The 23,941-nt window shown below is 73.1% G+C and carries 23 protein-coding genes, 1 pseudogene and 1 riboswitch; of the genes and pseudogenes, 17 read left to right on the top strand and 7 right to left on the bottom strand.

Annotated features, from left to right (window positions below):
* Positions 1-44 precede the first annotated feature (44 nt).
* The 4 genes from KZX45_RS15585 (at position 45) to KZX45_RS15570 (ending at position 3,962) form a co-directional block, all read left to right on the top strand.
* On the top strand, positions 45-1,427 hold the full coding sequence (locus KZX45_RS15585; RefSeq protein WP_248258674.1) for an ABC transporter substrate-binding protein: 1,383 nt from the start codon (positions 45-47) through the stop codon (positions 1,425-1,427).
* Between the two features lie 37 nt (positions 1,428-1,464).
* Complete coding sequence (locus KZX45_RS15580) at positions 1,465-2,400, top strand: carbohydrate ABC transporter permease (protein ID WP_374112602.1); 936 nt, start codon at positions 1,465-1,467, stop codon at positions 2,398-2,400.
* Positions 2,397-3,215, top strand: a complete 819-nt coding sequence (locus KZX45_RS15575) for a carbohydrate ABC transporter permease (RefSeq protein WP_248258673.1) — start codon at positions 2,397-2,399, stop codon at positions 3,213-3,215. Before KZX45_RS15580 ends, KZX45_RS15575 begins: the two co-directional genes overlap by 4 nt.
* A gap of 90 nt (positions 3,216-3,305) precedes the next feature.
* Positions 3,306-3,962, top strand: coding sequence for an SDR family oxidoreductase (locus KZX45_RS15570; protein WP_248258672.1), 657 nt, complete (start codon positions 3,306-3,308; stop codon positions 3,960-3,962).
* A gap of 1 nt (position 3,963) precedes the next feature.
* On the opposite strand, the gene KZX45_RS15565 is transcribed toward KZX45_RS15570, so the two are convergent.
* The 3 genes from KZX45_RS15565 to KZX45_RS15555 form a co-directional block, all read right to left on the bottom strand.
* Positions 3,964-4,428: a hypothetical protein gene (locus tag KZX45_RS15565; RefSeq protein WP_248258671.1), complete on the bottom strand. Its 465-nt coding sequence runs from the start codon at positions 4,426-4,428 to the stop codon at positions 3,964-3,966.
* Positions 4,429-4,474: 46 nt separating this feature from the next.
* On the bottom strand, positions 4,475-4,942 hold the full coding sequence (locus tag KZX45_RS15560; protein ID WP_248258670.1) for an SRPBCC family protein: 468 nt from the start codon (positions 4,940-4,942) through the stop codon (positions 4,475-4,477).
* A gap of 125 nt (positions 4,943-5,067) precedes the next feature.
* Positions 5,068-5,805, bottom strand: coding sequence for a peptidase E (locus tag KZX45_RS15555; protein WP_248258669.1), 738 nt, complete (start codon positions 5,803-5,805; stop codon positions 5,068-5,070).
* 237 nt (positions 5,806-6,042) lie between these two features.
* On the opposite strand from KZX45_RS15555, the gene rplU reads away from it, so the two are divergent.
* The 3 genes from rplU (at position 6,043) to obgE (ending at position 8,278) form a co-directional block, all read left to right on the top strand.
* Positions 6,043-6,351 carry a 50S ribosomal protein L21 gene (gene rplU / locus KZX45_RS15550; RefSeq protein ID WP_248258668.1) on the top strand — a complete coding sequence of 103 codons (309 nt, stop codon included), beginning with the start codon at positions 6,043-6,045 and terminating at the stop codon, positions 6,349-6,351.
* 58 nt (positions 6,352-6,409) lie between these two features.
* Positions 6,410-6,667, top strand: coding sequence for a 50S ribosomal protein L27 (gene rpmA, locus KZX45_RS15545; RefSeq protein WP_248258667.1), 258 nt, complete (start codon positions 6,410-6,412; stop codon positions 6,665-6,667).
* A gap of 90 nt (positions 6,668-6,757) precedes the next feature.
* The gene (gene obgE / locus KZX45_RS15540; protein WP_248258666.1) at positions 6,758-8,278 is read left to right on the top strand and encodes a GTPase ObgE; all 1,521 of its coding nucleotides are present in this window, start codon (positions 6,758-6,760) and stop codon (positions 8,276-8,278) included.
* A 172-nt stretch (positions 8,279-8,450) separates the two neighbouring features.
* On the opposite strand, the gene KZX45_RS15535 is transcribed toward obgE, so the two are convergent.
* Positions 8,451-9,851 (bottom strand): FAD-binding oxidoreductase, encoded by a 1,401-nt coding sequence (locus KZX45_RS15535; protein WP_248258665.1) that lies wholly within the window; start codon positions 9,849-9,851, stop codon positions 8,451-8,453.
* Positions 9,852-10,078: 227 nt separating this feature from the next.
* Here KZX45_RS15535 and KZX45_RS15530 point away from each other — a divergent pair, with 227 nt between their 5' ends.
* Positions 10,079-10,312 carry a hypothetical protein gene (locus KZX45_RS15530; RefSeq protein WP_248258664.1) on the top strand — a complete coding sequence of 78 codons (234 nt, stop codon included), beginning with the start codon at positions 10,079-10,081 and terminating at the stop codon, positions 10,310-10,312.
* Between the two features lie 41 nt (positions 10,313-10,353).
* Positions 10,354-11,508, top strand: a complete 1,155-nt coding sequence (gene proB / locus KZX45_RS15525) for a glutamate 5-kinase (protein WP_374112601.1) — start codon at positions 10,354-10,356, stop codon at positions 11,506-11,508.
* A gap of 81 nt (positions 11,509-11,589) precedes the next feature.
* On the opposite strand, the gene KZX45_RS15520 is transcribed toward proB, so the two are convergent.
* Together KZX45_RS15520 and KZX45_RS15515 are read right to left on the bottom strand one after the other, a co-directional pair.
* Positions 11,590-12,549 (bottom strand): hypothetical protein, encoded by a 960-nt coding sequence (locus tag KZX45_RS15520; protein ID WP_248258662.1) that lies wholly within the window; start codon positions 12,547-12,549, stop codon positions 11,590-11,592.
* Positions 12,550-12,742: 193 nt separating this feature from the next.
* The gene (locus tag KZX45_RS15515) at positions 12,743-13,510 is read right to left on the bottom strand and encodes a 2-phosphosulfolactate phosphatase (RefSeq protein WP_248258661.1); all 768 of its coding nucleotides are present in this window, start codon (positions 13,508-13,510) and stop codon (positions 12,743-12,745) included.
* A gap of 727 nt (positions 13,511-14,237) precedes the next feature.
* Between KZX45_RS15515 and KZX45_RS15510 the strand changes: the two genes are divergently transcribed.
* From KZX45_RS15510 to KZX45_RS15475, 8 genes are all read left to right on the top strand, one after another.
* On the top strand, positions 14,238-15,890 hold the full coding sequence (locus KZX45_RS15510) for a TIGR04028 family ABC transporter substrate-binding protein (RefSeq protein ID WP_248258660.1): 1,653 nt from the start codon (positions 14,238-14,240) through the stop codon (positions 15,888-15,890).
* A 96-nt stretch (positions 15,891-15,986) separates the two neighbouring features.
* Entirely contained in the window at positions 15,987-16,928 is a 942-nt protein-coding gene (locus KZX45_RS15505) for an ABC transporter permease (RefSeq protein ID WP_248258659.1), read from the top strand.
* On the top strand, positions 16,925-17,821 hold the full coding sequence (locus KZX45_RS15500; RefSeq protein ID WP_248258658.1) for an ABC transporter permease: 897 nt from the start codon (positions 16,925-16,927) through the stop codon (positions 17,819-17,821). The genes KZX45_RS15505 and KZX45_RS15500 overlap by 4 nt, the downstream gene beginning before the upstream one ends.
* Positions 17,822-17,823: 2 nt before the next feature.
* Entirely contained in the window at positions 17,824-19,596 is a 1,773-nt protein-coding gene (locus tag KZX45_RS15495) for an ABC transporter ATP-binding protein (RefSeq protein WP_248258657.1), read from the top strand.
* Positions 19,593-20,612 (top strand): putative FMN-dependent luciferase-like monooxygenase, encoded by a 1,020-nt coding sequence (locus KZX45_RS15490; protein ID WP_248258656.1) that lies wholly within the window; start codon positions 19,593-19,595, stop codon positions 20,610-20,612. Before KZX45_RS15495 ends, KZX45_RS15490 begins: the two co-directional genes overlap by 4 nt.
* A gap of 8 nt (positions 20,613-20,620) precedes the next feature.
* A complete protein-coding gene (locus KZX45_RS15485) occupies positions 20,621-21,316 on the top strand; it encodes a CMD domain protein (RefSeq protein ID WP_248258655.1) in 696 nt (231 codons plus the stop codon).
* Positions 21,316-21,975: an alkylhydroperoxidase domain protein gene (locus tag KZX45_RS15480; RefSeq protein WP_248258654.1), complete on the top strand. Its 660-nt coding sequence runs from the start codon at positions 21,316-21,318 to the stop codon at positions 21,973-21,975. Before KZX45_RS15485 ends, KZX45_RS15480 begins: the two co-directional genes overlap by 1 nt.
* 126 nt (positions 21,976-22,101) lie before the next feature.
* A riboswitch (SAM riboswitch) is annotated at positions 22,102-22,224 on the top strand.
* A 287-nt stretch (positions 22,225-22,511) separates the two neighbouring features.
* On the top strand, positions 22,512-23,579 hold the full coding sequence (locus tag KZX45_RS15475) for a hypothetical protein (RefSeq protein ID WP_248258653.1): 1,068 nt from the start codon (positions 22,512-22,514) through the stop codon (positions 23,577-23,579).
* Between the two features lie 136 nt (positions 23,580-23,715).
* On the opposite strand, the pseudogene KZX45_RS15470 reads toward KZX45_RS15475, so the two are convergent.
* A pseudogene (locus tag KZX45_RS15470) lies at positions 23,716-23,941 on the bottom strand (hypothetical protein); the annotation flags it as partial.

Raw genomic sequence — 23,941 nt, 5'->3', positions numbered from 1 at the left:
GCTCCTCCACAATGAGGGTCTCGGATCGAACAGGAGACCCAACGATGAGCACATCACCACGCAGGAGGAACGTCGCCGTCGGCGTCCTCGCCGCCACCGCGCTGACGCTCGCCGCGTGCACGCCGGGCTCGAACACGGCCACGGACGAGACCCAGGAGCCCACCGGCGGCGCACCGGCCGAGGTGCAGACCGACATCTCCGACGCGGAGGAGCAGACGCTCGTGGTCTGGGACCAGGAGGTCCGCGGCGGCCAGAACGAGCAGATGGAGCGCCTCAACGAGGCCTTCATGGAGGAGTACCCGAACATCACGATCGATCGGGTCACGCAGTCCAACGACGACCTCCAGGCCACCCTGCGCCTCGCGCTGACGGGCGACGACGCCCCGGACATCGCGCAGACCAACAACGCGCGCTCCCAGATGGGGCAGTTCGTCGGCTCGGGCCAGATCCTCGCCCTGGACGACTACGCGGAGGCGTACGGCTGGGCCGACCGGTTCCCGGACAGCGTCCTGCAGAACACGAGCTACAGCACGGACGGCAAGACCTTCGGCGAGGGGTCGCTCTACGGCCTGCCGCAGGTCGGCGAGGTCGTCGGGGTCTTCTACTCCAAGACGAAGCTCGACGAGCTCGGCCTCGAGGTGCCCGAGACGTGGGCCGACTTCGAGGACCAGCTCGCGACGATCGCGGAGGCGGGCGAGACGCCCATCATGCTGGGCAACCTCGACCAGTGGCCCGCGCTGCACGTGTTCGGCCCGGTCCAGGGGGCCTACGTGGACCCGGAGGAGATCCGCGACCTCGGCTTCGGGAACGAGGGCGCCAGCTGGACGTCGGACGGCAATCTCGAGGCGGCCACCGCGCTCCAGGGCTGGGCGCAGTCCGGCTACTTCAACGAGGGCTTCAACGGCGCCGACTACGACGCCACGTGGCAGCAGTTCACCGAGGGCGAGGGCGTCTACCTGATCGGCGGTTCCTGGCTCGCCGCGGACATCGGCGAGGCGATGGGGGAGGAGGTCGGCTTCTTCGCGCCGCCGCCCACCGAGGCCGGCGCGGGGCGCGTCACCACGGGCGCGACGGGCATCCCGTTCGCGATCACCTCCAAGGCCGAGAACCCCGACGTCGCCGCCGCCTACATCGACTTCATCACCAGCGAGGAGGCGATGGCGATCCTGGCGGAGACCGGCAACATGCCCGTGGTGGAGACCGCCGAGCACATGCCCGACTCCGGGCTGCAGCGCGAGGTGTTCGCCGCGTACGACGAGGTGGTCACGGACGGCGACCTGGTGCCCTACCTCGACTGGGCCACCCCGACCATGGGCGCGACGCTCGGCCAGGCGCTCCAGGGGCTCATGGCCGTCGAGCTCGCTCCGCAGGAGTTCGCCGAGACGGTCGAGGCGGACTATGCCGAGTTCGTCGCGGCCAACCAGTGACGACCCGGTGCGGGGCGGCCACGGCCGCCCCGCACCGGTGACCCCTGCCGGTGCCGTCCTCACCCGGCCGGACGACGACGCAGGCCGCCCCGCGCCGTCGTCGCGCCGGCGGAGCAAGTACGGCCTGACGCCCTACGGGTTCCTGCTGCCGGCGTTCGTCGTCTACGCCGCCTTCCTGCTCTACCCGCTCGGCCGGGCGGTGCAGATCTCCCTGTACGACTGGGACGGTCTGAGCCTGGCGACCTTCGTCGGGCTGCAGAACTACGTCGACGTCGTCACCGACGCCCAGCTGCGCGCGTCCTTCGGGCACGCGCTCGTGCTGATCTTTTTCTTCGCCGTCTTGCCGCTCGGCATCGGCCTCGTCCTCGCCGCCCTCCTGACGCGGGCGCGGGTGCGCGGGCTCGGGTTCTTCCGCACCGTGGTCTTCCTGCCCCAGGTCATCGCGATGGTCGTGGTCGCCGTCGCCTGGCGTCAGATCTACGCCCCCGGCGGCCAGCTCAACGGCCTGCTGCGCGCGCTCGGCCTGGACTCGCTGACCCGCACCTGGCTCGGTGACTACACCCTGACGCTGCCCGCCGTCGGGTTCATCGGCACGTGGGTGTCCACCGGCCTGGTCACCGTGCTCCTGATGGCCGGCATGAGCCGTATCCCCGGCGAGCTCTACGAGGCCGCCACCCTCGACGGCGCGGGCCCCGTCCGCACCTTCGTCTCGATCACCGTGCCGTCGGTGCGGGCCGAGATCGTCGTCTCCCTGACCCTGACGATCATCGCCGCCCTGAAGACGTTCGACCTGGTCTACGTCACCACGTCCGGGGGGCCCGGGAGGACGACGACGGTGCCCAGCTTCGAGGTCTACCGGCGCGCGTTCCAGCTCGGCGAGGTGGGCTCGGCCGCCGCGGTCGCCGTCGTCCTGACGATCCTGATCTTTCTGATCAACCTGGCCGTGAACCGCATCGGGGAGCGGGAACGGTGAGGGTCTCGGCGGCCGAGCGCGCCGCGAACTACGCCATCCTCGTCCTCTTCGCCCTGGTGGCCCTCGCGCCGATCGTCACCATCCTCACCACCGCCCTGTCGCCGGAGACCCCGGCCGACGCCCAGGCGGGCGGGCCGCTGCACTGGGAGAACTTCGGCCGCGCCTGGGAGCAGGGCCGCTTCAGCGAGTACATGCGCAACTCGGTGGTTGTGGCCCTCATCGTCGTCTCGCTCGCGACGGTGCTCTCGCTCATGGCCGGGTACGCGTTCGGCGCCTTCGAGTTCCGCGGCTCGCAGGTGCTCTTCTACCTCTTCCTCGTCGGGATCATGGTGCCCTCCGAGGCGATCGTCGTCCCGCTGTTCTTCGACCTGCAGTTCCTCGGGCTCACCAACACGGTCTGGGCCATCGCGCTGCCGCAGGTGGCCCAGTCCGTCGCCTTCGGGACCTACTGGATGCGCGCGTACTTCCGCGGCGCCAACCGGTCGATCATCGAGGCCGCCCGCCTCGACGGCGCCGGGCACCACCGCGTGCTGTGGCAGGTGCTCGTCCCGGTCGCCCGGCCCGCCCTGGTGACGATGGTGCTGCTGATGTTCATGTGGACGTGGAACGAGTTCCTCATCCCGCTGGTGATGTCACCGAACGCGCAGCTGCGCACCGCGCCGCTCGGTCTGGCCCTGTTCCAGGGGCAGTACGTCCAGGGCACCACGCTGCTCGCCGCCGGGGCGGTGCTCGTCGCGCTGCCGGTCGTGATCCTCTACCTGTTCCTGCAGCGCCACTTCATCGCCGGGATGCTCGAGGGGGCGGTCCGCGAGTAGGGCGGCAGCGGGGTTGCCGACGAGATACCGGCAGCCGCACCGGAGACTCGGTGTGTGCGGACCGGTGAGCCAGCACGTACGGTCGAACCCATGAGAATCGTCATCGCCGGCGGGCACGGCAAGATCGCCCGCATCCTCTCGCGCCACCTCGCCGACCGCGGCGACGAGGTCGTGGGGCTCATCCGCAACCCCGACCACGCGGGCGACCTGCGCGCCGCCGGCGCCGAGCCCGTCGTCTTCGACCTCGAGAAGGGCACCGCGGACGAGCTCGCCCGGATCGTCGAGGGCGCGGACGCGGTCGTCTTCGCCGCAGGAGCCGGGCCGGGCAGCGGAGCGGCGCGCAAGGACACCGTCGACCGCGGTGGCGCCGTGCTGCTCGCCGACGCCGCCGAGGCGGCGGGCGTGCGACGGTACGTGATGGTCTCGTCGATGGGGGCCGGCAAGGGTGGCGCCGGCATCGAGGACGAGGTGTTCGCCGCCTACCAGGAGGCGAAGAAGGCCGCGGACGAGGACCTCATGTCCCGCGACCTCGAGTGGACGGTCATCCGCCCCGGCGGCCTCACCGACGAACCGGGCACCGGCAAGGTGACGATGGCCCCGGAGACCGGGCGTGGCACCATCCCGCGCGAGGACGTCGCCCGTGTCATCTGCGCAGTCCTGGACGACCCCGCGAGCGACGGTGTGGTCACCGAGGTGATCTCCGGCGACGAGCGCATCGCCGTCGCGCTCGCCGACCTCACGGAGTAGGTCAGGGACTCAGCGCGGAGGCTGCGCGGGCGTCGACCCGCCGGCGGGCCAGGTCCAGCCGCGCCTGGATCTCCAGCACGGAGCAGGACATCTCCGTGCGGTCGACGAGACCGGCCGAGACGAGCCACCGCGCGAGCGTCGCCACCACGATGAGCTGCGCCCGGGCCTGGTGGACGCCCGGCATGATCCACTCCGGGTCGAGGAACCCGGGAAGGGTCGCGAGCAGCGCCTCCGGGCCGGTCACCCGGGCCACCGCGCCGGCCGGGTCCACCTGACGCTCGGCCTCCACCAGGGTGCGCTCCGCGTCCGTGAGCCAGTGCTCCGCCTCGGTGTCGAGATAGGTCTCGAGGTGGGTGCGCACCTGCCGGCTCCGGGCGAACATCGAGGGATGACGCAGGATCGGGGTGCGCGTGTAGAAGACGTCGAGCACCCGCTCCGCGGAGACCGGCACGGCCTGGTTGTCCATGCCTGAAGACTCCCACCGGCCACCCACATCGCGGACGCCAGGGAACTCAGGAGCGCTCGCCGCCGTCACCGCGCACATCGGCGCCGTGCTCGGCGAACTCCTTGAACCGGCGCATCTGCGCACGCGTCTCCCTCGGGAAGGCGCCGCGGAAGATCGTCCCGACGAGCTTCGTCGCGCCGCGGAGCTCGAAGACGTTGGGGGAGACCCAGCGCGTGCGGTCGGGCCCCACCTCGTACAGGTAGTTCTCGCAGACGTTGTGCACGCCCTTCGCGTCGTAGGTGGCGTGGAACGTCTCCGGCAGGTCGTTCGCGAGGATCGTCTCGATCATCTCGATGCGGCGCCTGCCGGTGACGAAGACCAGGCGGGTCCGGGCCCCGACCTCGCCCGGCTCGCCGGAGACCGGCTCGATCGACCGCAGGCCCTTCTGCCACTTCGGCATCGACTCGCGGTCGAGGAAGAGGCGCACCACCTCCTCACGCGGCAGGGCGATCTCGATCTCCTCGGTGTAACGCATGCCGGCGAGCGTAACCGCGAGCCGCGAGCCGCGAGCCGTGAGCGGCGACGGCGGACGGGGGTTTGCGGGGCCGGCGTGGGCCGCCGGGGGATGGAGCGGTTCACCGCGGGACCGCGCTGCCGAGCTCAGACGCCGGGGAGCGTCCGGGGCTCGATCCGCTCCTCCACCGCGTCGCCGGAGTCCCCGCGCGTGACGACGTAGGCGCCGCTCCCGCGCCGCTCGGTGACGGCCCCGACAAGCTCCGTGTCGCGGTAGACCAGCCCCACGCCGTCGTCCGTGCAGTACGTCGTGCCCAGCTCGCCCGAGGCGACGAGGTCGTGCACGAGGGGGCGTCGTCGCTCCTCGGAGTCGTGGTGGACACCGTTCGCGAAGGGGACGAGCCCGAGCCCGCCGTGGACGGCGCGAAGCTCGGGCCCGAAGGAGTCGGTGGTCCCGGACGTGTGCCAGCAGATCGAGCCCGCGCTGGTCCCGGCGAGGACCACTCCCGCCTGCCACACCCGCCGGAAGATCTCGTCCAGGCCATGGACCCGCCAGACCGCCAGCAGGTTGGCGACGGAGCCGCCGTCGACCCAGACGACGTCCTGAGCGAGCAGAAACCCCTCGATGTCGTCGACGTTGGGCATCGTGAACAGGCGCAGCGGGTTCAGCTCGAAGCCCGCCACCCGGGCCGCCTCGTGACGCTCGGCGATCGCCCAGCGCTGGTCCCCGGCGGCGGTGCCGAGGTAGCCCACGCGCGGCGCCCGGCCGCTGACGCCCGCCAGCTCGACGGCATGGTGGACGAGCGGGCCGAACGCTCTCTCGGTGCGGCGGCCGGGCACGTAACCGCCCGACGTGGCCACGATGGTCGGGGCGTCGGCGGGCACGGGTATCCTTCGGGGTGGAGCGGCAAGGGACGACGGCGAGCTCACTGTGCCAGATCCCACACGGCACCGGCCGTCCCGACGGGCGTCGGACGTTTGCCCCGAGAGCCTGCTCCGCGTAACCTAGAGCGTCGGTGCGCCACGCGGCGCGCCTGTTCCGTGGGTCCAGAGCGCCCGGCGGGGACCAACCGGTTCCCCGGGCACCTCGGACCACCCGCAACGACAGAATCGAGCAGCAACGTGGTGTACGCGATCGTCAAGGCCGGCGGCCGTCAGGAGAAGGTGTCCGTCGGCGACGTCGTCGTCGTCGACAGGCTGACCGGGCAGGTCGGCGACTCCGTCGAGCTCGAGCCCATCATGCTCGTCGACGGTGACAAGGTCACCACGGGCGCCGGCGACCTGGACAAGGTCAAGGTGACTGCCGAGATCGTGCGGGCCGAGAAGGGCCCGAAGATCTCGATCATGAAGTTCAAGAACAAGACCGGTTACCGCAAGCGCATGGGTCACCGCAGCAAGCTGACCCGCCTCAAGGTCACCGGCATCAAGTAAGTCCGCGGCCCTCCAGGGCCCGTTCCCCCGTACGAACGAACACGAAAGCAGGTTCGAGATGGCACACAAGAAGGGCGCCAGCTCCTCCCGGAACGGCCGCGACTCCAACGCCCAGCGCCTGGGCGTGAAGCGCTTCGGCGGCCAGGTCGTCAAGGCCGGCGAGATCATCGTCCGCCAGCGCGGCACCCACTTCCACCCCGGCCTCAACGTGGGCCGTGGCAAGGACGACACCCTGTTCGCCCTCGAGGCGGGCTCGGTCGCCTTCGGCAACCGTCGCGGCCGCAAGGTCGTCGACATCGTGCTGGCCGACGCCTGAGACGACCACTGAACGCCCGGCAGGGGCGGACGGCGCGAGCCGTCCGCCCCTGTTGCATGCTTGGACAAGAACAGCTGAGAGGACGGGGCGATGGTCACCTTCGTTGACCGTGTGGTGATCCACGTCGCGGCAGGCGACGGCGGGAACGGCTGCGCCTCCATCCGGCGCGAGAAGTTCAAGCCCCTCGCGGGCCCCGACGGGGCCAACGGCGGCAGGGGCGGCGACGTCGTACTCGTCGTGGACCCGCAGACGACGACGCTGCTGGGCTACCACCACCAGCCGCACCGCCGCGCGACCTCGGGCACCCAGGGAGCCGGCGACATGCGGGCCGGCAAGACGGGGGAGGACCTCGTCCTGCCCGTGCCGGACGGGACCGTCGTGAAGACGCTCGACGGCGAGGTGCTGGCCGACCTGGTCGGCGAGGGCACCCGCTTCGTCGCCGCCACCGGTGGGCACGGCGGCCTCGGGAACGCCGCGCTCGCCTCGCCGCGCCGCAAGGCCCCGGGCTTCGCGCTCCTGGGCGGGGAGGGCGAGCAGATCGACCTCGTCCTGGAGCTGAAGTCGGTCGCCGACGTCGCTCTGGTGGGATTCCCGAGCGCGGGGAAGTCCTCGCTCATCGCCGCGATGTCCGCCGCGCGCCCGAAGATCGCCGACTACCCGTTCACCACGCTCGTGCCGAACCTCGGCGTGGTCCAGGCGGGCGACGAGCGCTACACGGTGGCCGACGTGCCGGGCCTCATCCCGGGCGCGTCGGAGGGCCGTGGCCTCGGGCTGGAGTTCCTGCGCCACATCGAGCGGTGCGCGGTGATCGTGCACGTGCTCGACTGCGCCACCCTCGAGCCGGGCCGCGACCCGGTCAGCGACCTCGACACCATCGAGGCGGAGCTCTCCGCCTACGCCGGCGACCTCGACATCGCCGGCGGCCGCGTGCCGCTGATGGAGCGCCCGCGCGTCGTGGTGCTCAACAAGATCGACGTCCCTGAGGCCCGCGAGCTCGCCGAGCTGGTGCGTCCCGACCTCGAGGCCCGCGGCCTGCGCGTCTTCGAGATCTCGACGGCGTCCCACGAGGGCATGCGTCCGCTCTCCTTCGCGCTCGCCGAGATCGTCAAGCGGGCCCGCGCCGAGGCGCCCACCGCCGAGAAGACCCGGGTCATCCTGCGGCCCAAGGCCGTCGACGACGCCGGCTTCACGGTCACCCAGCGCAAGGGCTCCGACGGGCCGTACTTCGAGATCCGCGGTGTCAAGCCGGAGCGGTGGGTCCGCCAGACGGACTTCAACAACGACGAGGCGGTCGGCTACCTCGCCGACCGGCTCGCCCGGCTCGGCGTCGAGGACGAGCTGTACAAGGCCGGCGCGGTCGCCGGCGACACGGTCGTCATCGGCCCCGCCGAGGGTGGCGTGGTCTTCGACTGGGAGCCCACCCTCCAGACGGGCGCCGAGCTGCTCGGACCCCGCGGCACCGACCTGCGCCTGGAGGAGGCCGCACGGCCTACGCGAGCCGAGAAGCGTAAGGGCTTCCACGAGATGATGGACGCCAAGGCGGCTGCGCGCGAGGAGCTGTGGACCGAGCGGCAGGCCGGCCGCTGGACCGACCCCGACGACGAGTCCTGACCGCCGCAGAGGCCTGGTGAGCGCTGGAGCTCCCACGCGCGCTCCGTACCGGTGAGGACTCGATGCTCCAGGAGCATCGAGTCCGCCCCGTCGTGCCGCACGCTGCTCGCCGTCGTGCCGCGCGCTGCTCACCGTCGTGCCGCGGGCTGCTCACCGTTGTGCCGCGCGGCGCTCAGCCCGGCGAGATGTTGTGGTTCAGTCGGAAGAGGTTGTCCGGGTCGTACCGGCGCTTGAGCGCGACAAGCCGGTCCAGCTTCTCCTGCCCGTACACGGCGAGGGCGGCCGCCCGCCAGTCGGCGTCCTGCTCGTACCCCATGAAGTTCACGTACTGCCCGCCGGTCGCGAAGGGCGCCATGTCGGCGGCGAATCCCTTGACGAACTCGGTGCGGGCGGCATCGTCGCCACGGTCCTGCCAGAACCCGTAGATGTTGAGCCAGAACCGCGCCGACCGGGCCGGGAACGGCGTCGCGTCCTCCGGCACACGCGCGAACGCCCCACCCATGTGGTGGATGTCGATGCCGGTGCCGATCCACCGCTGCTCGCCCGCGCGGCGCAGGATCACGTCGAGCACCTCCTCGTCGAGGCGGTCGAACGAGGTGTTCTTCCAGTAGCCCCGCGAGCCCTTGGGGACCATGGCGTCGAACGCGGACTGCCAGGCCAGCCAGTCGCCCTCGACCTCCTCGATGTCCGGAGGCGCCTGCCGGCGCAGCTCGTCCACGAGCCGTTCGGAGCTCTCCCGGTCCTCAGTGTCGGCCCAGGCGCTGGCGAGGATGAGCAGGGGGTCGTCCCCGGCCTCGAGCATGGGCGGCGGGACGAGGAAGGTGGCGATCGACTGCATCGCGTCGGGCAGATCTCGGGTCCACTCCTCCCAGGCGGTGAGCGCGGTACGCCAGTTCGGCTCCGCGTAGATCAGGTTCACCCCGTGCAGGACCGGCGGCAGGGGGTGGGCGCGGAACGTGAAGGACGTGACGACGCCGAAGTTCCCGCCGCCGCCCCGCAGGCCCCACAACAGCTCCGGGTTCTCGCGGTCGTTCGCCCGCACGCGTTCACCGGACGCCGTGAGGACCTCCGCCTCGAGCAGGTTGTCGGCAGCGAGACCGTGCGCCCGGGTCAGCCACCCGACGCCACCGCCCAGCGTGAGCCCGCCGACGCCCGTTCGGGAGATCACGCCGAGCGGCACCACCAACCCGTGCGGCACGGTCGCCCGGTCCACGTCGGCGAGCACGGCGCCCCCCGCCACGCGCACGACCCGGCGCTCCGGGTCCACCTCGACCTGGTTGAGCCCACCGAGGTCGATGACGATGCCGCGGTCGACCGTGCCGTAGCCGGCGACGCCGTGGCCGCCGCCGCGCACCGCGAGCGGGAGGTCGCGGTCGCGCGCGTAGTCGATCGCCGCGGCGACGTCGTCCTCGTTCGCGACGCGCACGACGGCGAGCGGCCTCTTGTCGATCATGCCGTTCCACACGTGGCGCGCGTCCTCGTAGCCGTCGTCGTCGGCGGCGACGACGGTGCCTGCCACCTGGGTCCGCAGGTCGTCGACGGCGCCGGGGGCTGCCGTCGTCCCGTCATCCATGGGTTCCACCTCACGAGCCGCCCACGGGGATCGCGGCAGGGCCCGGACGGCGGGGGCGCCCGGCCGCGGTGACGGGCCATGCCGCCCGTCGGCACCGTCCTCCCAGCATGCGCCCGGGCCGTCGGGCGTCTCAAGGGTGACAGCCGCCCGAAACGGCGGGGCCGACCGCGGCTGCTGCGCCGTCGCCCTGGGATGCCGCCTCCGTCCGGCGGTGTCACCGTAGGCGCATGAGTCAGAGCGAGAACGACCAGCAGCCAGGACAGTCGGACTGGGTCCGCCCCGGTGGTGCTCGTCCGCGCGGCGACCGGGACGAGGCCGGCGGCGCCGCCTCCGGAGACGCCCTGAGCCCCTCGCCGGAGGTGCACGGGGACGAGGGCGGTGGCGACCTGAACGCCGGCGCCGAGGAGGACTCGGTGGCCCGGGGCCCGGACGGCGGCCACCGGAGCCCGCCGCAGGTCTGAGTGGCCCGCTCCCGTGGACCGGTGCCTGGCCGGTGGTGCGGATGCGGGAGGATGTTCGCGTGAACCTGCCGCTGGCCAACCGGGCCGGGGTCGCTCGGGCCCCGCGGATCGTCGTCAAGGTCGGCTCGTCGTCACTGACGGCCGCGGACGGCAGCCTCGACCTGCCCGCCCTCCGCCACCTCGTCGCGGTCCTCGCCGCACGCCGGGCCGCCGGCCAGCAGGTGGTGCTGGTGTCCTCGGGCGCCATCGCGGCCGGGATCTCACCGCTCGGTCTGCCGGGCAAGCCGAAGGACCTGGCCACGGCGCAGGCGACGGCGAGCGTCGGCCAGGGCCTCCTCGTGGCCCGCTACACGGAGGCCTTCGCGCAGCACGGCCGGACGGTCGGCCAGGTGCTGCTGACCGCCGAGGACCTCATCCGCCGCCAGAACTACGCCAACGCCCAGCGTGCGCTGGAACGGCTGCTCGCGCTCGGCGTCGTCCCGGTGGTCAACGAGAACGACACGGTTGCCACCGACGAGATCCGGTTCGGTGACAACGACCGGCTCGCCGCGCTGGTCTCGCACCTGGTGCGGGCCGACGCCCTCGTGCTGCTGACCGACGTCGACGGGCTGTACGACGGCCCGCCGTCGCGTCCCGGCACCCGCCTGATCCGGACTGTCACGACCGGCGCGGACCTCGCCGGCGTGGAGGTCACCGGCCGGGGGAGCGACATCGGGACCGGCGGCATGGTCACCAAGCTCGACGCCGCGTCCATCGCCACCGGCTCGGGCATCCCCGTGGTGCTCACCTCCGCCGCGAACGTCGAGCCGGCGCTCGCCGGCGAGGAGGTCGGCACGTGGTTCGCCGCGACCGGGCGCCGCAAGTCTGCGCGCCGGCTCTGGCTGGCCCACGCCGCCCAGGTCCGCGGCCGCCTGCACCTCGACGCCGGAGCCGCCCGCGCCGTCACCGACGGCAAGCGGTCGCTCCTGGCCGCCGGCATCACGGGCGTCGACGGCGACTTCGAGCCGGGTGACGCCGTCGAGCTGGTCGGACCGGACGGCGTCGTCGCGCGCGGCCTCGTCGCCTACGGCTCCCAGGAGCTGCCCGCCATGCTCGGCAAGTCCTCCGCCCAGCTGCGCCAGAACGGCGACACCCTGCCGCGCGCCGTCGTCCACCGGGACGACCTCGCCCAGGTGCGTCCGCGCCGACGGCGCTGAGCCGCAGAACGCGCGTTGCCCCCGCGACGGCGCTGAGCCGCGGCCGCGGGTGCTCCGTGCGAGATGGCTGGTGCGGCTCACCTACGTCGGCGGGACCGGGGCGGGGAGAGCGGTGACGGACGCATCGTCCGTCGGCGAAGACTCGTCGGACCAGGACTCCCAAGGGCCGAGATCCTCCGCGAACGGCGTGCGCCAGGCGAGGTGTGACAGGACCGCCACGATGAACTGGTCGAATGACATGCCGTACCTGCGCGCGCGGTGTTCGAGCTCGCCGTGGAGATACTCCGGCATCCCTGCAACGACGAAGCTGACCGTGTCCTCGCACCACGCAGCGATGTTGCGCGCGAAGTGGTCCTGCTCGGCGACGTCGAGCGGGCGGTGGAGCAGCTCCTCGAGAGGAGGGACGGGGTCTGCGAGCAGCGTCGGGCGCTCGAGGACGGCATTTCCGAGCGCCTGGCAGAGCTGGAGCCGGCGGGGGACGAGGTCGTCGAGTCCGTGGAAGACGTGGAGGTGGCGCGAGAGCACCGCCCGCACCTCCTGCTCGGCGACCAGCCCCGGGAAGGTGTCGGGATCGACGAGTTCCACCGCGACCCTGCCGCGCCTCACGGCGAATCCGAGGTAGTCGCCGACGCCCGCCTCCGGGAGCCAGCCCGGTGGTCCGAGGAGCGCCTGGTGGCCGTGCTCCGCGGCGCGCAGCGGTCGTCCGTCCGCCAGATGCACCTCGCCGGTGGCCGCGCTCGCGAACAACGGCTCCAGGCCCTCCCGCGTCCATAGATCGGTCCGTCCCGCTGTCGGCGAGGTCACCCGGTGCGTGAGGACCTGCCCCTCGAGCAGGTGCAGGAGCGTCGTGATGCTGCCATCGGGCCGACCGACCAGCAGCGCGCTCAGGTCGACCATCCGGCGCACGGCGTCCTCACCGACCCGTGCGTCTCGCAGCTCGCGCCGCGCCAGGCGCACGAGAAGATCGAGGGGCTGCGGCCCTGGTGCGCAGAGCGCCAGCAGGACGGTGTGCAGTCGATCATGGAAGTCGTCGTCGAACATCGCACTCCTCTGTCGGCCAGGCTGGCACCCAGCCTGACCGAACCGGCTGCGCGGGTGCAGGCGTGCTCCACAGCGCCATGGTCGAACCGACCACCTGTGGACTCGAGCTGTCGACGCCGAGGCGAGACCCGGTCGCGCCTGTTCCGGGGGCCTCACACACCGGCAGCGGTCGCTCGCGCCGCCGCACCGACGGTCAGGAACCACCTGAGAGGTCGGCGAACGTGCCGTCCACCAGGACGGGGACGACCCGGTCGGCGTCCCTCTCGGCGGCGATGTCGACGTCCTCCGGCCAGCCGTGGTCGACGAGCTCGCGCCCGGAGCCGCACTCGCGCAGCGTGGCTCGGAGGTCGGTGGCTTCCGCGAGCACCGGCGGGGCGGCGCGCGCCTCGGGCGACAGGGGACCGCTCACCCTCCCCTCGAGGGCAGCGACGACCGCCGCGGCGCCGAGCAGGTCCTCCAGCGCGGGCCGCAGGCTCCCGTCGGGCCAGCGCTCGCCCGCCGGGACGAGGACGACCGGCCGCCGCGGCGACCCGTAGCCCTGCGCGGCGAGCCAGTCGGCGACGGCGGAGGCGTTGCGCAGGCACGCGGCGACGACCGTGCCGGTGCTCACCGCCGCCGCGATCGTGGACCCGTTCGGCGAGGGAAGCACCAGCAGCCGCGACGGCGGAGCCGCGCGCAGGTGCGCGGGGGAGAGCGAGTAGGGCCGCTCCGCGGTGACCTCCTCGCGTCCGACGGCGAGGTCGGCGCCCAGCAGCTCCGCCAGCTCCCGGGCGCGCTCGCCGCGCCACGGCGCGGGGCGTACGGCGGTCCCACGGCCGACCGCGACGCTCACGCAGGTGGTGAAGCACAGGACGTCCACGACGACGACGGCCGCCTCCGGCTCCGACAGACGTGCCGCGCCGACGGGGCCCCACTCCAGGCGCACCCCGTAGTCGTGCTGGCTCCAGCGCTCGTGGGTCACGTAGGGAAGTGTGCCAAGCCGCCGGACCTTAGGGCGGCTGTCCGGCTGCGTCCACCCGCACCCGGGACCGTCTCACCGACCGGGACGGAACCGGGGAGGTAGGACCGACGTCCCGGATCCCGGGACGTCGCCGGGGGTAGAGGACCGCGACCGGCCGGCCCGTGCGAGCGTATGAGCATCGAGGCACGGCAACCGCCGGAGCCACCGGACGACGGAGGAACGATGAGGGGATCGACGGTCACCGCCGAGCTCACCCTTCACGCCCGGGCCGAGACGGCCCGCCGATCCTGTCGCCCCGGAATGTGCACCTGTCGTCCGTCGATGCGCCGGTCCTGGACCCTCTGACCTCGTCCCGGTCCAGGACTACCCGGACGCAGCCCCGCCCGACCCGGTCGGGCGCAGGGCGTCGCGCGCCGACCTGACGAGCCCGTCCCGACCGTCGCCGGCACGGCCCGCGGCGATCAGCACGACGCGGTGGCCGCGAAGCGGCCGCGAGTGCCCCGGCCAGGATCTCTCCGGTCCGGGCCGAGAGCTGTCCGCCGGGTCCCGGCCGGGAGTTGGTCCGGTCGGTCCCGGCCGCGCGCCTGTCCGGTCCCGGCACCTCCCCGCGCACACCCGCCGCCCCGTCGGACACCGACCCGGCCCTCCCGCGCCCGTGCGGCGCGTGGCGGCCGCCCCCGAGCACGACCCGATCCAGCAGCCCGCCCCACCCTTCGTAGGAGCCCTCATGTCACCGGCGCCCCGCCGCATCCCCACCCGCCGTCGCCAGGCGTTCACCGCCGTCGCCGCCGTCGTGTCCGTCGCGATGCTCGGCGCCTGCAGCGCCCAGCAGGACGCCACCGCCGCCGACGCACCCGCCGGCGAGCCGGTGACCGGCGGGGAGCTCGTGTACCTCGAGTACCAGCCGCACACCAACCTCTACCCGCCGCAGGCCGGCTTCTACCCCAACGGCGGCCTCGTCAACAACATCACCGACCGGCTGACGTACCAGAACCCGGAGACCCTCGAGATCGAGCCGTGGATCGCGACCGACTGGGAGGTCAACGCCGACGCCACGGAGTACACCTTCAACCTCCGTGACGGGGTGACCTTCTCCGACGGGTCCCCGCTCGACGCGGAGGTCGTCGCGAAGAACTTCGACACCTACGGCCTCGGCGACCCCGAGCTCGGCCTGACCGTGTCCGAGGCGATCAACAACTACGCGGGTAGCGAGGTTGTCGACGAGGACACCGTGACGTTCCGGTTCGAAGCCCCCGCGCCCGGGTTCCTCCAGGCGACGTCGACGATCAACTCCGGGCTCGTCTCCGAGGAGACGCTCGCGCGGAGCCTCGAGGAGTTCGGCGCGGGCAGCTCCACGGAGATCGTCGGGTCCGGCCCGTTCGTCGTCGCGGAGGAGGAGATCGGCACCCGCATCCGGCTCGAGGCCCGCGAGGACTACGACTGGGCCCCGCCGTCGCTGGAGCACCAGGGTCGGGCCTACCTCGACGCGATCGAGATCGTGGTGACCCCGGAGGACAGCGTGCGCATCGGCTCGCTCACCTCCGGGCAGGCGGACTACGTGCGCTACGTCCAGGCCTACGACGAGGAGCAGGTGGAGGCCGCCGGCATCAACCTGTTCGCGCCGCAGACCCGCGGGGTGAACAACGGCCTCGCGCTGCGTCCCACCAACCCCCTGCTCAGCGACGTCCGCGTGCGGCAGGCGCTCCTGCACGGCGTGGACGCCCAGGAGGTCGTCGACACCGTCTACACGGAGAACTACCCGGTGGCGACGTCGCAGCTCAGCAGCAGCGCGCTCGGGTACAAGGACCAGTCCGAGGGGCTCGCCCACGACCCCGAGCTCTCCGAGCAGCTCCTCGACGAGGCCGGCTGGGTGCCCGGCGCCGACGGCATCCGCGAGAAGGACGGCGAGCGGCTCGCCCTCGACGTCTACGCCTCGAACGCCCAGCCCCTGTCCAAGCCCAACCTCGAGCTGGTCTCCCAGCAGCTCGCCCGCATCGGCGTGGAGCTGAACGTCAAGACCGCGGACAGCGCCACCATCACCGAGGCGTCCCGCGACCCGCTCGGCTCCCCGCTGTACCACTCGATGGTCGGCCGCGCGGACCACGACGTGATCAAGAGCCAGTTCCACTCCGAGAACCGTGACGTCCTCGTCTCCGAGGACAAGAACCTCGACGCGCTCCTCGAGGCCGTCGCCTCCGAGGCGGACCCGGCGAAGCGGGACGCCGCCTCGGGTGCGGTGCAGGACTACCTCACCGAGCAGGCCCTGTACATCCCGATCTTCGAGGAGCCCCAGGTCTACGGGGCGGCGACGCACGTCCAGGGCGTCGGTTTCGAGTCGGTCGGGCGCCCCGCGTTCTACGACACCTGGCTGAACCGCTGACCACCGCGCGGGCGGCGGCCACGCCGCCGCCCGCGCGCCGACCCGTCCGGGGTCGGCGATCGCACCGGCCGACGGCCGGAGAGAGGAGGGGGCGACGTGCGATACGTCGTCGGCCGCGTGGGCCAGGCAGCACTGGTCCTGCTCGCGGCGTTCACCCTCAGCTTCGTGCTGCTGCAGGCGCTCCCGGGTGACGCGCTGCTCATCAAGTTCGAGAACCCGGAGCTCGGGCTCTCGGCGGAGCAGATCGCCGACATCCGGCAGGCGTACGGGGCGAACGTCCCGCTGGTGCAGCAGTACCTCGACGCCCTTGCCGGCTTCGCGCGCGGTGATCTCGGGTACTCCGTGCAGTACGGCACGCCGGTCGCCACGCTCCTCGCCGACGCCCTGCCGTCGACGGCGACGCTCGCCGCGGCGTCGTTCGCTCTGGCCGTGGTGCTCGCCGTGGGGATCGCCGCACTGTCCTACCTCACGCCGTTCGGCTGGTTGCGCGGGCTGCTGCGGTCCCTGCCCTCGCTGTTCGCGGCCGTGCCCGTGTTCTGGCTCGCGATCGTGCTCGTGCAGATCTTCTCGTTCCGGCTCGGGCTCGTCCCGGTGATCGCGCCGAGCCCCGTCGAGGCGCTGATCCTGCCCGTGCTGGCGCTCGCGGTGCCGATCGCGGCGCCGCTGGCCCAGGTGCTCGTCCGCAGCATCGACGACGTGAGCCTCCAGCCGTTCGTCGCGGTCGCCACCGCGAAGGGGGCAAGCCCCCGCTGGCTGCTCGGCCGGACGATCGCCCGCAACGCCGTGCTGCCTTCGCTGACCATCGCCGGGGTGCTGCTGGGCGAGCTGATCGGCGGCGCGGTGGTGACGGAGACGGTGTTCGGCCGCGCGGGTATCGGCCGCATCACGGAGCAGGCCGTCTCGCAGCAGGACATCCCGGTCCTGCAGGGCGTGGTCCTCCTGGCGGCGACCACGTTCGTCGTCGTCAACCTCGTCGTGGACCTGCTCTACCCCGTCCTCGACCCGCGCACCAAGCAGAAGGTGGGGCTGGCCGCATGACCACCACGAACCTCGCAGCACCCCGACCGGCCTCCGGCGCCGTGCCCGCCGGGGCCGGTGGCACCCCGCCCGCCGGTGCCGCGCCCACCCTCGCGGCGCGGCTCCGGCGGCTCGACCCGACCCTCGCGCTCGCCGTCGGGGTCGTCGCTCTCGTCCTGGCCTGGGCCCTGGTCCCCGGGCTGTTCACCAGCCACGACCCCGTCGTCGGCGTTCCCGCCGACAAGCTGCAGGCCCCGAGCGCCGCCCACCCGTTCGGCACCGACGCCCTCGGGCGCGACCTGCTCGCCCGCGTCATCCACGGGGCGGGGGAGTCGCTGACGGGCGCGCTCATCGCCGTCGGGGTCGGCCTGATCGTCGGCACCGCCCTGGGCGTGCTCGCCGGTTCCGCCGGCCGGGTCGTGGACGACGTCATCATGCGCGTCGTCGACGTCCTGCTGTCCGTCCCGGCCCTCCTCCTCATGCTGAGCATCCTCATCCTGCTCGGCTTCGGCACCACCAACGCCGCGATCGCCGTCGGCGTCAGCGCGGTCGCGTCTTTCGCGCGGCTGTCGCGCTCGGAGGTCGTGCGGGTGCGCCGCAGCGACTACGTCGAGGCCGCGTTCGCGGGCGGCGCGCGCTTCCTGCCCGTGCTGTGGCGGCACGTCCTGCCCAACTCCGTGGGCGCCGTCGTCGCCCTCGCCGCGCTGCAGTTCGGCACCGCCGTCATCGCGATCTCGACCCTCGGCTTCCTCGGATACGGCGCCCCGCCGCCGACGCCGGAGTGGGGCCTGCTCATCGCCGAGGGCCGCAACTACATCGCCACGTCGTGGTGGCTCACCACGCTGCCCGGCCTGGTCCTCGTGGCCGTGGTGCTCTCCGCCAACCGCATCAGCGTCGCCCTGAGGAGGAGCTGACCATGACCAGCACCGTCACCGCACCGGCCTCGCCGGTGGCTCGGCCCGGCACGACGGCGGAGGCCGCCGGCGCGGCCGTCACGCCCGGGCGTCCGGCCGTGCTCTCCGTCCGCGACCTCGTCGTCTCCTACCGGACGCGCTCCACCACGAGGAAGGTCGTCCACGGCGTCTCCCTCGACGTCGGACCGGGCGAGGTGGTCGCCGTCGTCGGGGAGTCGGGCTCCGGCAAGACGACGACGGCGCAGGCCGTCATCGGTCTGCTCGCCGGGAACGGGCGGGTCGAGTCGGGCACGGTCGCGATCAACGGGACCGACGTGAGCGGGTGGAGCTCGCGCCGCCTGGAGTCCGTGCGGGGCAGGCGCGTCGGCCTCGTGCCGCAGGACCCGAACAACTCCCTCAACCCCGTCAAGACCATCGGGGACAACCTCGCCGAGGTGCTCCGCATCCACCGCTACGGCTCGGCCGCGGCCATCCGGGCCCGCGTCCTCGAGCTCCTGGAGCGGGTGGGCATCCCCGAGCCGGAGGTCCGCACCCGCCAGTACCCGCACGAGCTCTCCGGCGGCATGAAGCAGCGGGTCCTCATCGCGGGCGCGATCGCCCTGGAGCCGGACCTGATCATCGCGGACGAGCCCACCTCCGCCCTCGACGTGACCGTGCAGCAGACCGTCCTGGACCTGCTCGCCGACCTCCAGCGCGAGCTGGGAACCGCGATCCTGCTCATCACCCACGACCTCGCCGTCGCCGCCGACCGGGCCGACCGTATCGTCGTGCTCAAGGACGGGCGGGTCGTCGAGCAGGGGCCGACGGCGCAGCTGGTCTCCGACCCGCAGGCCGGCTACACGCGCTCGCTGCTGGCCGACGCCCCCGCGTTCCGCACCCCGCCGGCGCAGGCGCGTGCCGCCACCGCCGCACTCGTCACCGCGGCCCGGGAGGAGGAGCGCGCCGTCGTCGTCTCCGGGCTCGTCCAGGAGTTCGCCCGCGACCGCCGGGCCGGTGTGTTCCGCGCCGTCGACGACGTGAGCTTCGCCGTCGTCCGCGGCACCACGCACGCCCTGGTCGGGGAGTCCGGATCGGGCAAGACGACGACGGCCCGCGCCGTCGTCGGGCTCGGCCGCCCCACCGCCGGGTCCGTCGTCGTCGAGGGCGCGGAGGTCACCGGGCTGCGCGGCGAGGCGCTGCGGCGGTTCCGCCGCGGCACGCAGCTGGTGTACCAGAACCCGTTCTCCTCGCTCGACCCGCGCCAGAGCGTCGCGGAGATCGTCGGCGAGCCGCTGCGCAACCTGCCGCGGGGCGAGCGCCCGGGGCGCGCGGCGCGCGCGGCACGCGCCGCGGAGACGGTCGAGCGGGTCGCGCTGCCGGCCGACCTGCTGCGCCGCCGGCCCGCCGAGCTCAGCGGCGGTCAGCGCCAGCGCGTGGCGATCGCCCGCGCGCTCGTGCTCGCCCCGCGGGTCCTGGTGCTCGACGAGGCCGTCTCCGCCCTGGACGTCAGCGTCCAGGCGCAGATCCTCGACCTGCTCGGCGAGCTGCAGACCGACCTCGGCCTGACGTACCTGTTCATCTCGCACGACCTGGCGGTCGTGCGGCAGATCTCCGACACCGTCTCGGTCATGCGTGCCGGGAAGGTCGTCGAGCAGGGGCGCACCGAGCGGGTCTTCGCCCGCCCGGAGCACGAGTACACCGCGGCGCTGCTGGCGGCCATCCCCGGGCGCGGCGCCCACCACACCCGAGCCGGGGCCCACCACACCACGACCAGCGAGCAGGAGCGAGACCGATGACGGCACGACTGGGCATCTTCACCCGGATCCTCGACGACGCGCCTCCGGCACAGCGCTACCGCAACGCCGTCGAGCAGGTGCAGCTGGCCGAGCGGCTCGGCCTCGACTCCGCCTGGGTGGCCCAGCACCACTTCGACGGCGACGAGGGCGGCCTGCCGTCCCCGCTGGTGCTGCTGAGCCACCTGGCCGCGCTGACCGAACGCATCCGGCTCGGCACCGCGATCATCACGCTGCCGCTGGAGAACCCGGTGCGGGTGGCCGAGGACGCCGCGGTGCTCGACGTCCTCGCGGGCGGGCGGCTCGAGCTCGGCCTCGGCTCGGGCGGGACTCCGAAGTCGTTCTCGGCGTTCGGGCTCGACGTCGCCGACAAGCACACCGTGCACGCCGCGAACCTCGACCTCCTGCGGGACGCCCTGGTGGGCGGCGACCTCGGAGACCCGCGCAACCAGCTCTACCCGCCGGGGCACGGCCTTGCCCGGCGCCTGTGGCAGGCGACCTTCTCCGCCGCCGGTGCCGAGCGAGCCGGGGCCGCGGGTGACGGGCTCATGCTGTCGCGCACCCAGCCGCGGCCGGCCGGCGACCCGGACGCCACGCTGAGCGAGATCCAGCACCCGGTGATCGACGCCTACCTCGCCGCGCTGCCGGCCGGGGCAGAGCCGCGCATCCTCGCCTCTCGGACGCTGTTCGTCGCGGAGGACCGGCAGCGGGCCCGGGTCCTCGCCGGCGCCGGGCTGTTCCGGGCGGCCGGGAAGCTGCGGGCGATCGGCCACGACCTGCCCGTGGACGATCTCGACACCGTCATCCGCCGCACCGACAGCTACGTCGGGACGCCGGACGAGGTCGTCGAGCTGCTGGCGGCGGACACCGCGCTCGCCCGCGCCACGGACGTCAGCTTTCAGGTGCACTCGATCGACCCGCCCCACGAGGACGTCCTGCGTTCCATCGAGCTCATCGCCACCGAGGTCGCGCCCGCCATGGGCTGGACCCCCGCACCGCTCGCCACCGCCACCCTCTGAGGAGAGAGATGACTACCACGACCAACGCGGCCACGTCGGCCGACCCGACCACCTCAGCACGACCGAGAGCCGCAGTGCCGGCCGGCGGGCCCGCGCCCGCCGAGCCGTCGGACGTCGTCGACCACCTGCTCGGCGTCCGGCCCGGTGACCGGCTGGACCAGATCCGTTCCGCGAGGCCCGAGGCGCGGGTGAACGCCCAGAAGGCCTACGAGGCGCTTCTCGACCCGGTCGACGAGTCGGAGTTCTCGCGTGCCGAGCGGCTCGCCGTCGCGACCTTCGTGGTCGGGCTGCACGGTGCCGAGGACGTGCGCGAGTTCTACGCCGCCCGGCTCGCTGCCGTGGAGAGCGGCTCCGACGTCGTAGCCGCCGTCGATGAGGAGAGCGCGCGCGGGCGGGGGGCCGGGCCCTACGGGGTCTACCGGGAGCCGGGGCTCGCGGGAGAGAGCACACGGGGGCCGGCGTACCGGGTGGAGAGCCGGTCGGCGCTGGGCGGGCGGCTGGCCGCCGCGCTCGAGCACGCTCACTTGCTCGTGCTGCGCCCGCGGGAGGCGACGCCCGAGGAGATGGAGCGGCTGCTGGCGGCCGGCTGGTCCACCACAGGAATCGTCACGCTGTCCCAGCTCGTCGCATTCCTCGCGTTCCAGGTCCGGGTGGTGCACGGGCTGCGCCAGCTCGCCGTCGTCGAGTCGGAAGGAGCCCGCTGATGGCTGCCGAGAAGGTCACCACCGACCCCGAGCTCGACCGCCCCGAGGCGTTCACGCAGGAAAACCTCGGGTGGGTTCCCTGGCTGGACCCGCTTCCGGTCGAGGAGTTCACCGAGCGGCACTGGGACGGTCTGGTCGACCGTCGCCGCGCCGAGAGCGCGTACTTCGCGCTGCTGGCACGCGACCCGGAGGTGCTCGGGGCGCGCACGCGCACCGACAAGGACATCTTCTACAACACGGCGGGTGGTCTCCCGCGCGCCGAGCGTGAGCTGGCTGCCGCGGCGACGAGCCGGCTGAACGGGTGCGTCTTCTGCGCGTCAGTGCACTCTCGCTTCGCCAGCCACCACTCCCGGCGGCCCGACGACGTCCAGCGGCTGCTGGACGAGGGTGTCGAGGCGGACCTGGGCCCGCGGTGGAACGCCGTCGTCGCGGCGTCCGTGGCACTGACCAGGACCCCGGTCGAGTTCGGCGCGGACGAGGTGGGCCGCCTGCGCGAGGCGGGTCTCGAGGACCTTGAGATCGCCGATCTCGTCCACGGTGCGGCGTTCTTCAACTGGGCCAACCGCCTGATGCTCTCGCTCGGCGAGCCGGAGAACCCCGCGGCGCGGTGGCCGGATGATCCAGAGCCGCGGCGATCGGAGGATCCAGCGCCACGGTGACTGGACAGTCCGGCGCTGCGGTGAACGGCCGCGCGGAGAGCGGCGAGCCCCGGTCGACGACCGCCCGGCCGGGGCAACACGCCGTTCGTTGACATGTGAAGTACCGCTGCCCTAACGTCAACCCCAGGTCACGAGTACCAGTGCGCGCCCGACAGGCGCGCTAAGTCCCGGCTTGCTGGTCGGCAACCCCCCACGTGCGGGGGGTGCTCCGGATGAACGACCTGGTCCCGCAAGGGGCAACGGCACGCACCACCAGGTGCATGAGCACGAAGGAAAACGGAACGACATGACTGCGCACACGAGCCCCAGGCAGAACCGCTTCTCGCCTCGCCGCTCCATGTGCATGTGCATGTCCTGTTCGCGAATGTCCGCCTGAGACATTCCCCGCGATGCCCCGGCGCCGCTACGCGCGCTGACGCATCACCCCTGACCTGAGACCCACGCCTGGGCGAGTGACACGCCCGTGGCGCGGACGGCTCTGTCAGCCTCCTTCCTGCCTGCGCGCGACTGCGCGACGACACCTGTGGATGTGCACCATGACTGTCTCCCTGCTCCCTTCCCGTACCTCCGACTCCCCGCGCGCCACGATCGGTCTGGACCTGACCGGCCTCGGCGTCTCGACCTCCGCCACCGGCCTCTCCGCCGACCTGCCGGTCGAGAAGTGCGACCTTGCCCGGCTGGCCTCCTACACCCGCGCCGCCCACCACAGCGGCGTCGCCTTCGTCGCGCTCGGGGAGGACTTCCGGCTCCGCTCGGACCGCGCCGTCCGCCGCGACGACTGGCTGGACCCGGTGGTCGCCGCCCGCCGCATCAGCCCGCACGCGGGCGCGGCCGGGCTTGTCCCGGGCGTGCCGGTCGGCCGGGCCGACCTCGGCGTCGTCGCCGGCGAGCTGGCCCAGGTCTCGCGCGAGAACGGCACCTGGACCGGTCTCCAGATCGGCGGAGCCACAGGCGACTCGCTCGCCCGTACGCTCAGCGGCGTCACTCGCTCGCTCACGAGCGCGCGCGCTCAGCGGTCACCCCGACCGCGGGTGGTGGTGTCGGTCTCCGCCGAGCAGGACGTCGTCCTGGCGGGGGAGCACGCTGACGTCGTGCGGATCCGGGAGCAGGACCTGGGCTGGGCGCGCGAGCTGCGCTACGCGGTTCGCGCCGCCGCCCGTGCCGCGGGGCGGGAGGACGACGTCCGCGTCCTCGTCGACCTGCACACCGTGGTCTCGACCGACCGGACAAGCGCGACGGCGCGCGCGGGTCTCATCGCCGACATCGACGGCGAGAGTGCGTCGTGGGCCGGGGCGCTGCAGGCGTACGGCACCGTGGGGGACGTCGTCGAGGTCGTCGAGACGTGGCTGCGCGCCGGCGCGGCTGACGGCTTCGTCGTGCTCCCTGGCTCGCTGCCCGCCGACGTGGCCGCGCTCATCAAGGGCGTGGTGCCGGAGCTGCAGAGCCGCGGTCTCGTCGAGGAGCGGTCGGTCACGACACGTCCGACCGTCCGGCGTCCCGCCGAGGCGGGCCGGGCACTGGGCGACCGCCGAGCACGCACCTCGGTCGGTCCCGCCGCTACCCGACGCTCGGCCGACCGGCTCGCGACCGCGACCGTCGCCTGAGCCGCTGACGACCGCGGCTGTTGCCTGAGCGGCTGAGACCGCGGCTGTCACTCCCGAACACAGCAACGCGAGAAGGGCCGCAGACCGGGGATGGTCTGCGGCCCTTCTGGGCGTGGGGGTGCGCCGTGAGCGCGGGTCAGGCGGCGGTGCGGAGGGTGGTGATGGTGGTGCCGTCTGGTCGGGTGAAGGTCCAATGGTCGCCGGTGCGTTCGATGGTGATGTTGCGTCGGTGGACGTGGACGTGGTCGTGGTGGTGCCAGCACAGGAGGATGCCGAGGTGGGCGGCGGTGGGGCCGTGCTGGTCGTACCACCACAGGGAGTGGTGGATCTCGCCCTCGCCGGGTGGGGCGTGGCAGTCGGGG

Origin of the sequence: Georgenia sp. EYE_87 (assembly GCF_023148685.1) — a bacterium.
Classification (GTDB): domain Bacteria; phylum Actinomycetota; class Actinomycetes; order Actinomycetales; family Actinomycetaceae; genus Georgenia.
Note: the sequence above shows the minus strand (reverse complement) of the source record. Positions and strands in the feature narration are given on the sequence as shown.

Excerpts from the sequence above, each read along its gene's own strand:
- KZX45_RS15535 (WP_248258665.1), bottom strand. The coding sequence starts at position 9,851 with ATGGATGACGGGACGACGGCAGCCCCCGGCGCCGTCGACGACCTGCGG.
- KZX45_RS15560 (WP_248258670.1), bottom strand. The coding sequence starts at position 4,942 with ATGCGTTACACCGAGGAGATCGAGATCGCCCTGCCGCGTGAGGAGGTG.
- KZX45_RS15480 (WP_248258654.1), top strand. The coding sequence starts at position 21,316 with ATGGCTGCCGAGAAGGTCACCACCGACCCCGAGCTCGACCGCCCCGAG.
- KZX45_RS15565 (WP_248258671.1), bottom strand. The coding sequence starts at position 4,428 with ATGGACAACCAGGCCGTGCCGGTCTCCGCGGAGCGGGTGCTCGACGTC.
- rpmA (WP_248258667.1), top strand. The coding sequence starts at position 6,410 with ATGGCACACAAGAAGGGCGCCAGCTCCTCCCGGAACGGCCGCGACTCC.
- proB (WP_374112601.1), top strand. The coding sequence starts at position 10,354 with ATGCGGGAGGATGTTCGCGTGAACCTGCCGCTGGCCAACCGGGCCGGG.
- KZX45_RS15520 (WP_248258662.1), bottom strand. The coding sequence starts at position 12,549 with ATGTTCGACGACGACTTCCATGATCGACTGCACACCGTCCTGCTGGCG.
- KZX45_RS15495 (WP_248258657.1), top strand. The coding sequence starts at position 17,824 with ATGACCAGCACCGTCACCGCACCGGCCTCGCCGGTGGCTCGGCCCGGC.
- KZX45_RS15585 (WP_248258674.1), top strand. The coding sequence starts at position 45 with ATGAGCACATCACCACGCAGGAGGAACGTCGCCGTCGGCGTCCTCGCC.
- KZX45_RS15485 (WP_248258655.1), top strand. The coding sequence starts at position 20,621 with ATGACTACCACGACCAACGCGGCCACGTCGGCCGACCCGACCACCTCA.
- obgE (WP_248258666.1), top strand. The coding sequence starts at position 6,758 with ATGGTCACCTTCGTTGACCGTGTGGTGATCCACGTCGCGGCAGGCGAC.
- KZX45_RS15510 (WP_248258660.1), top strand. The coding sequence starts at position 14,238 with ATGTCACCGGCGCCCCGCCGCATCCCCACCCGCCGTCGCCAGGCGTTC.
- KZX45_RS15570 (WP_248258672.1), top strand. The coding sequence starts at position 3,306 with ATGAGAATCGTCATCGCCGGCGGGCACGGCAAGATCGCCCGCATCCTC.
- KZX45_RS15475 (WP_248258653.1), top strand. The coding sequence starts at position 22,512 with ATGACTGTCTCCCTGCTCCCTTCCCGTACCTCCGACTCCCCGCGCGCC.
- KZX45_RS15490 (WP_248258656.1), top strand. The coding sequence starts at position 19,593 with ATGACGGCACGACTGGGCATCTTCACCCGGATCCTCGACGACGCGCCT.
- KZX45_RS15500 (WP_248258658.1), top strand. The coding sequence starts at position 16,925 with ATGACCACCACGAACCTCGCAGCACCCCGACCGGCCTCCGGCGCCGTG.
- KZX45_RS15530 (WP_248258664.1), top strand. The coding sequence starts at position 10,079 with ATGAGTCAGAGCGAGAACGACCAGCAGCCAGGACAGTCGGACTGGGTC.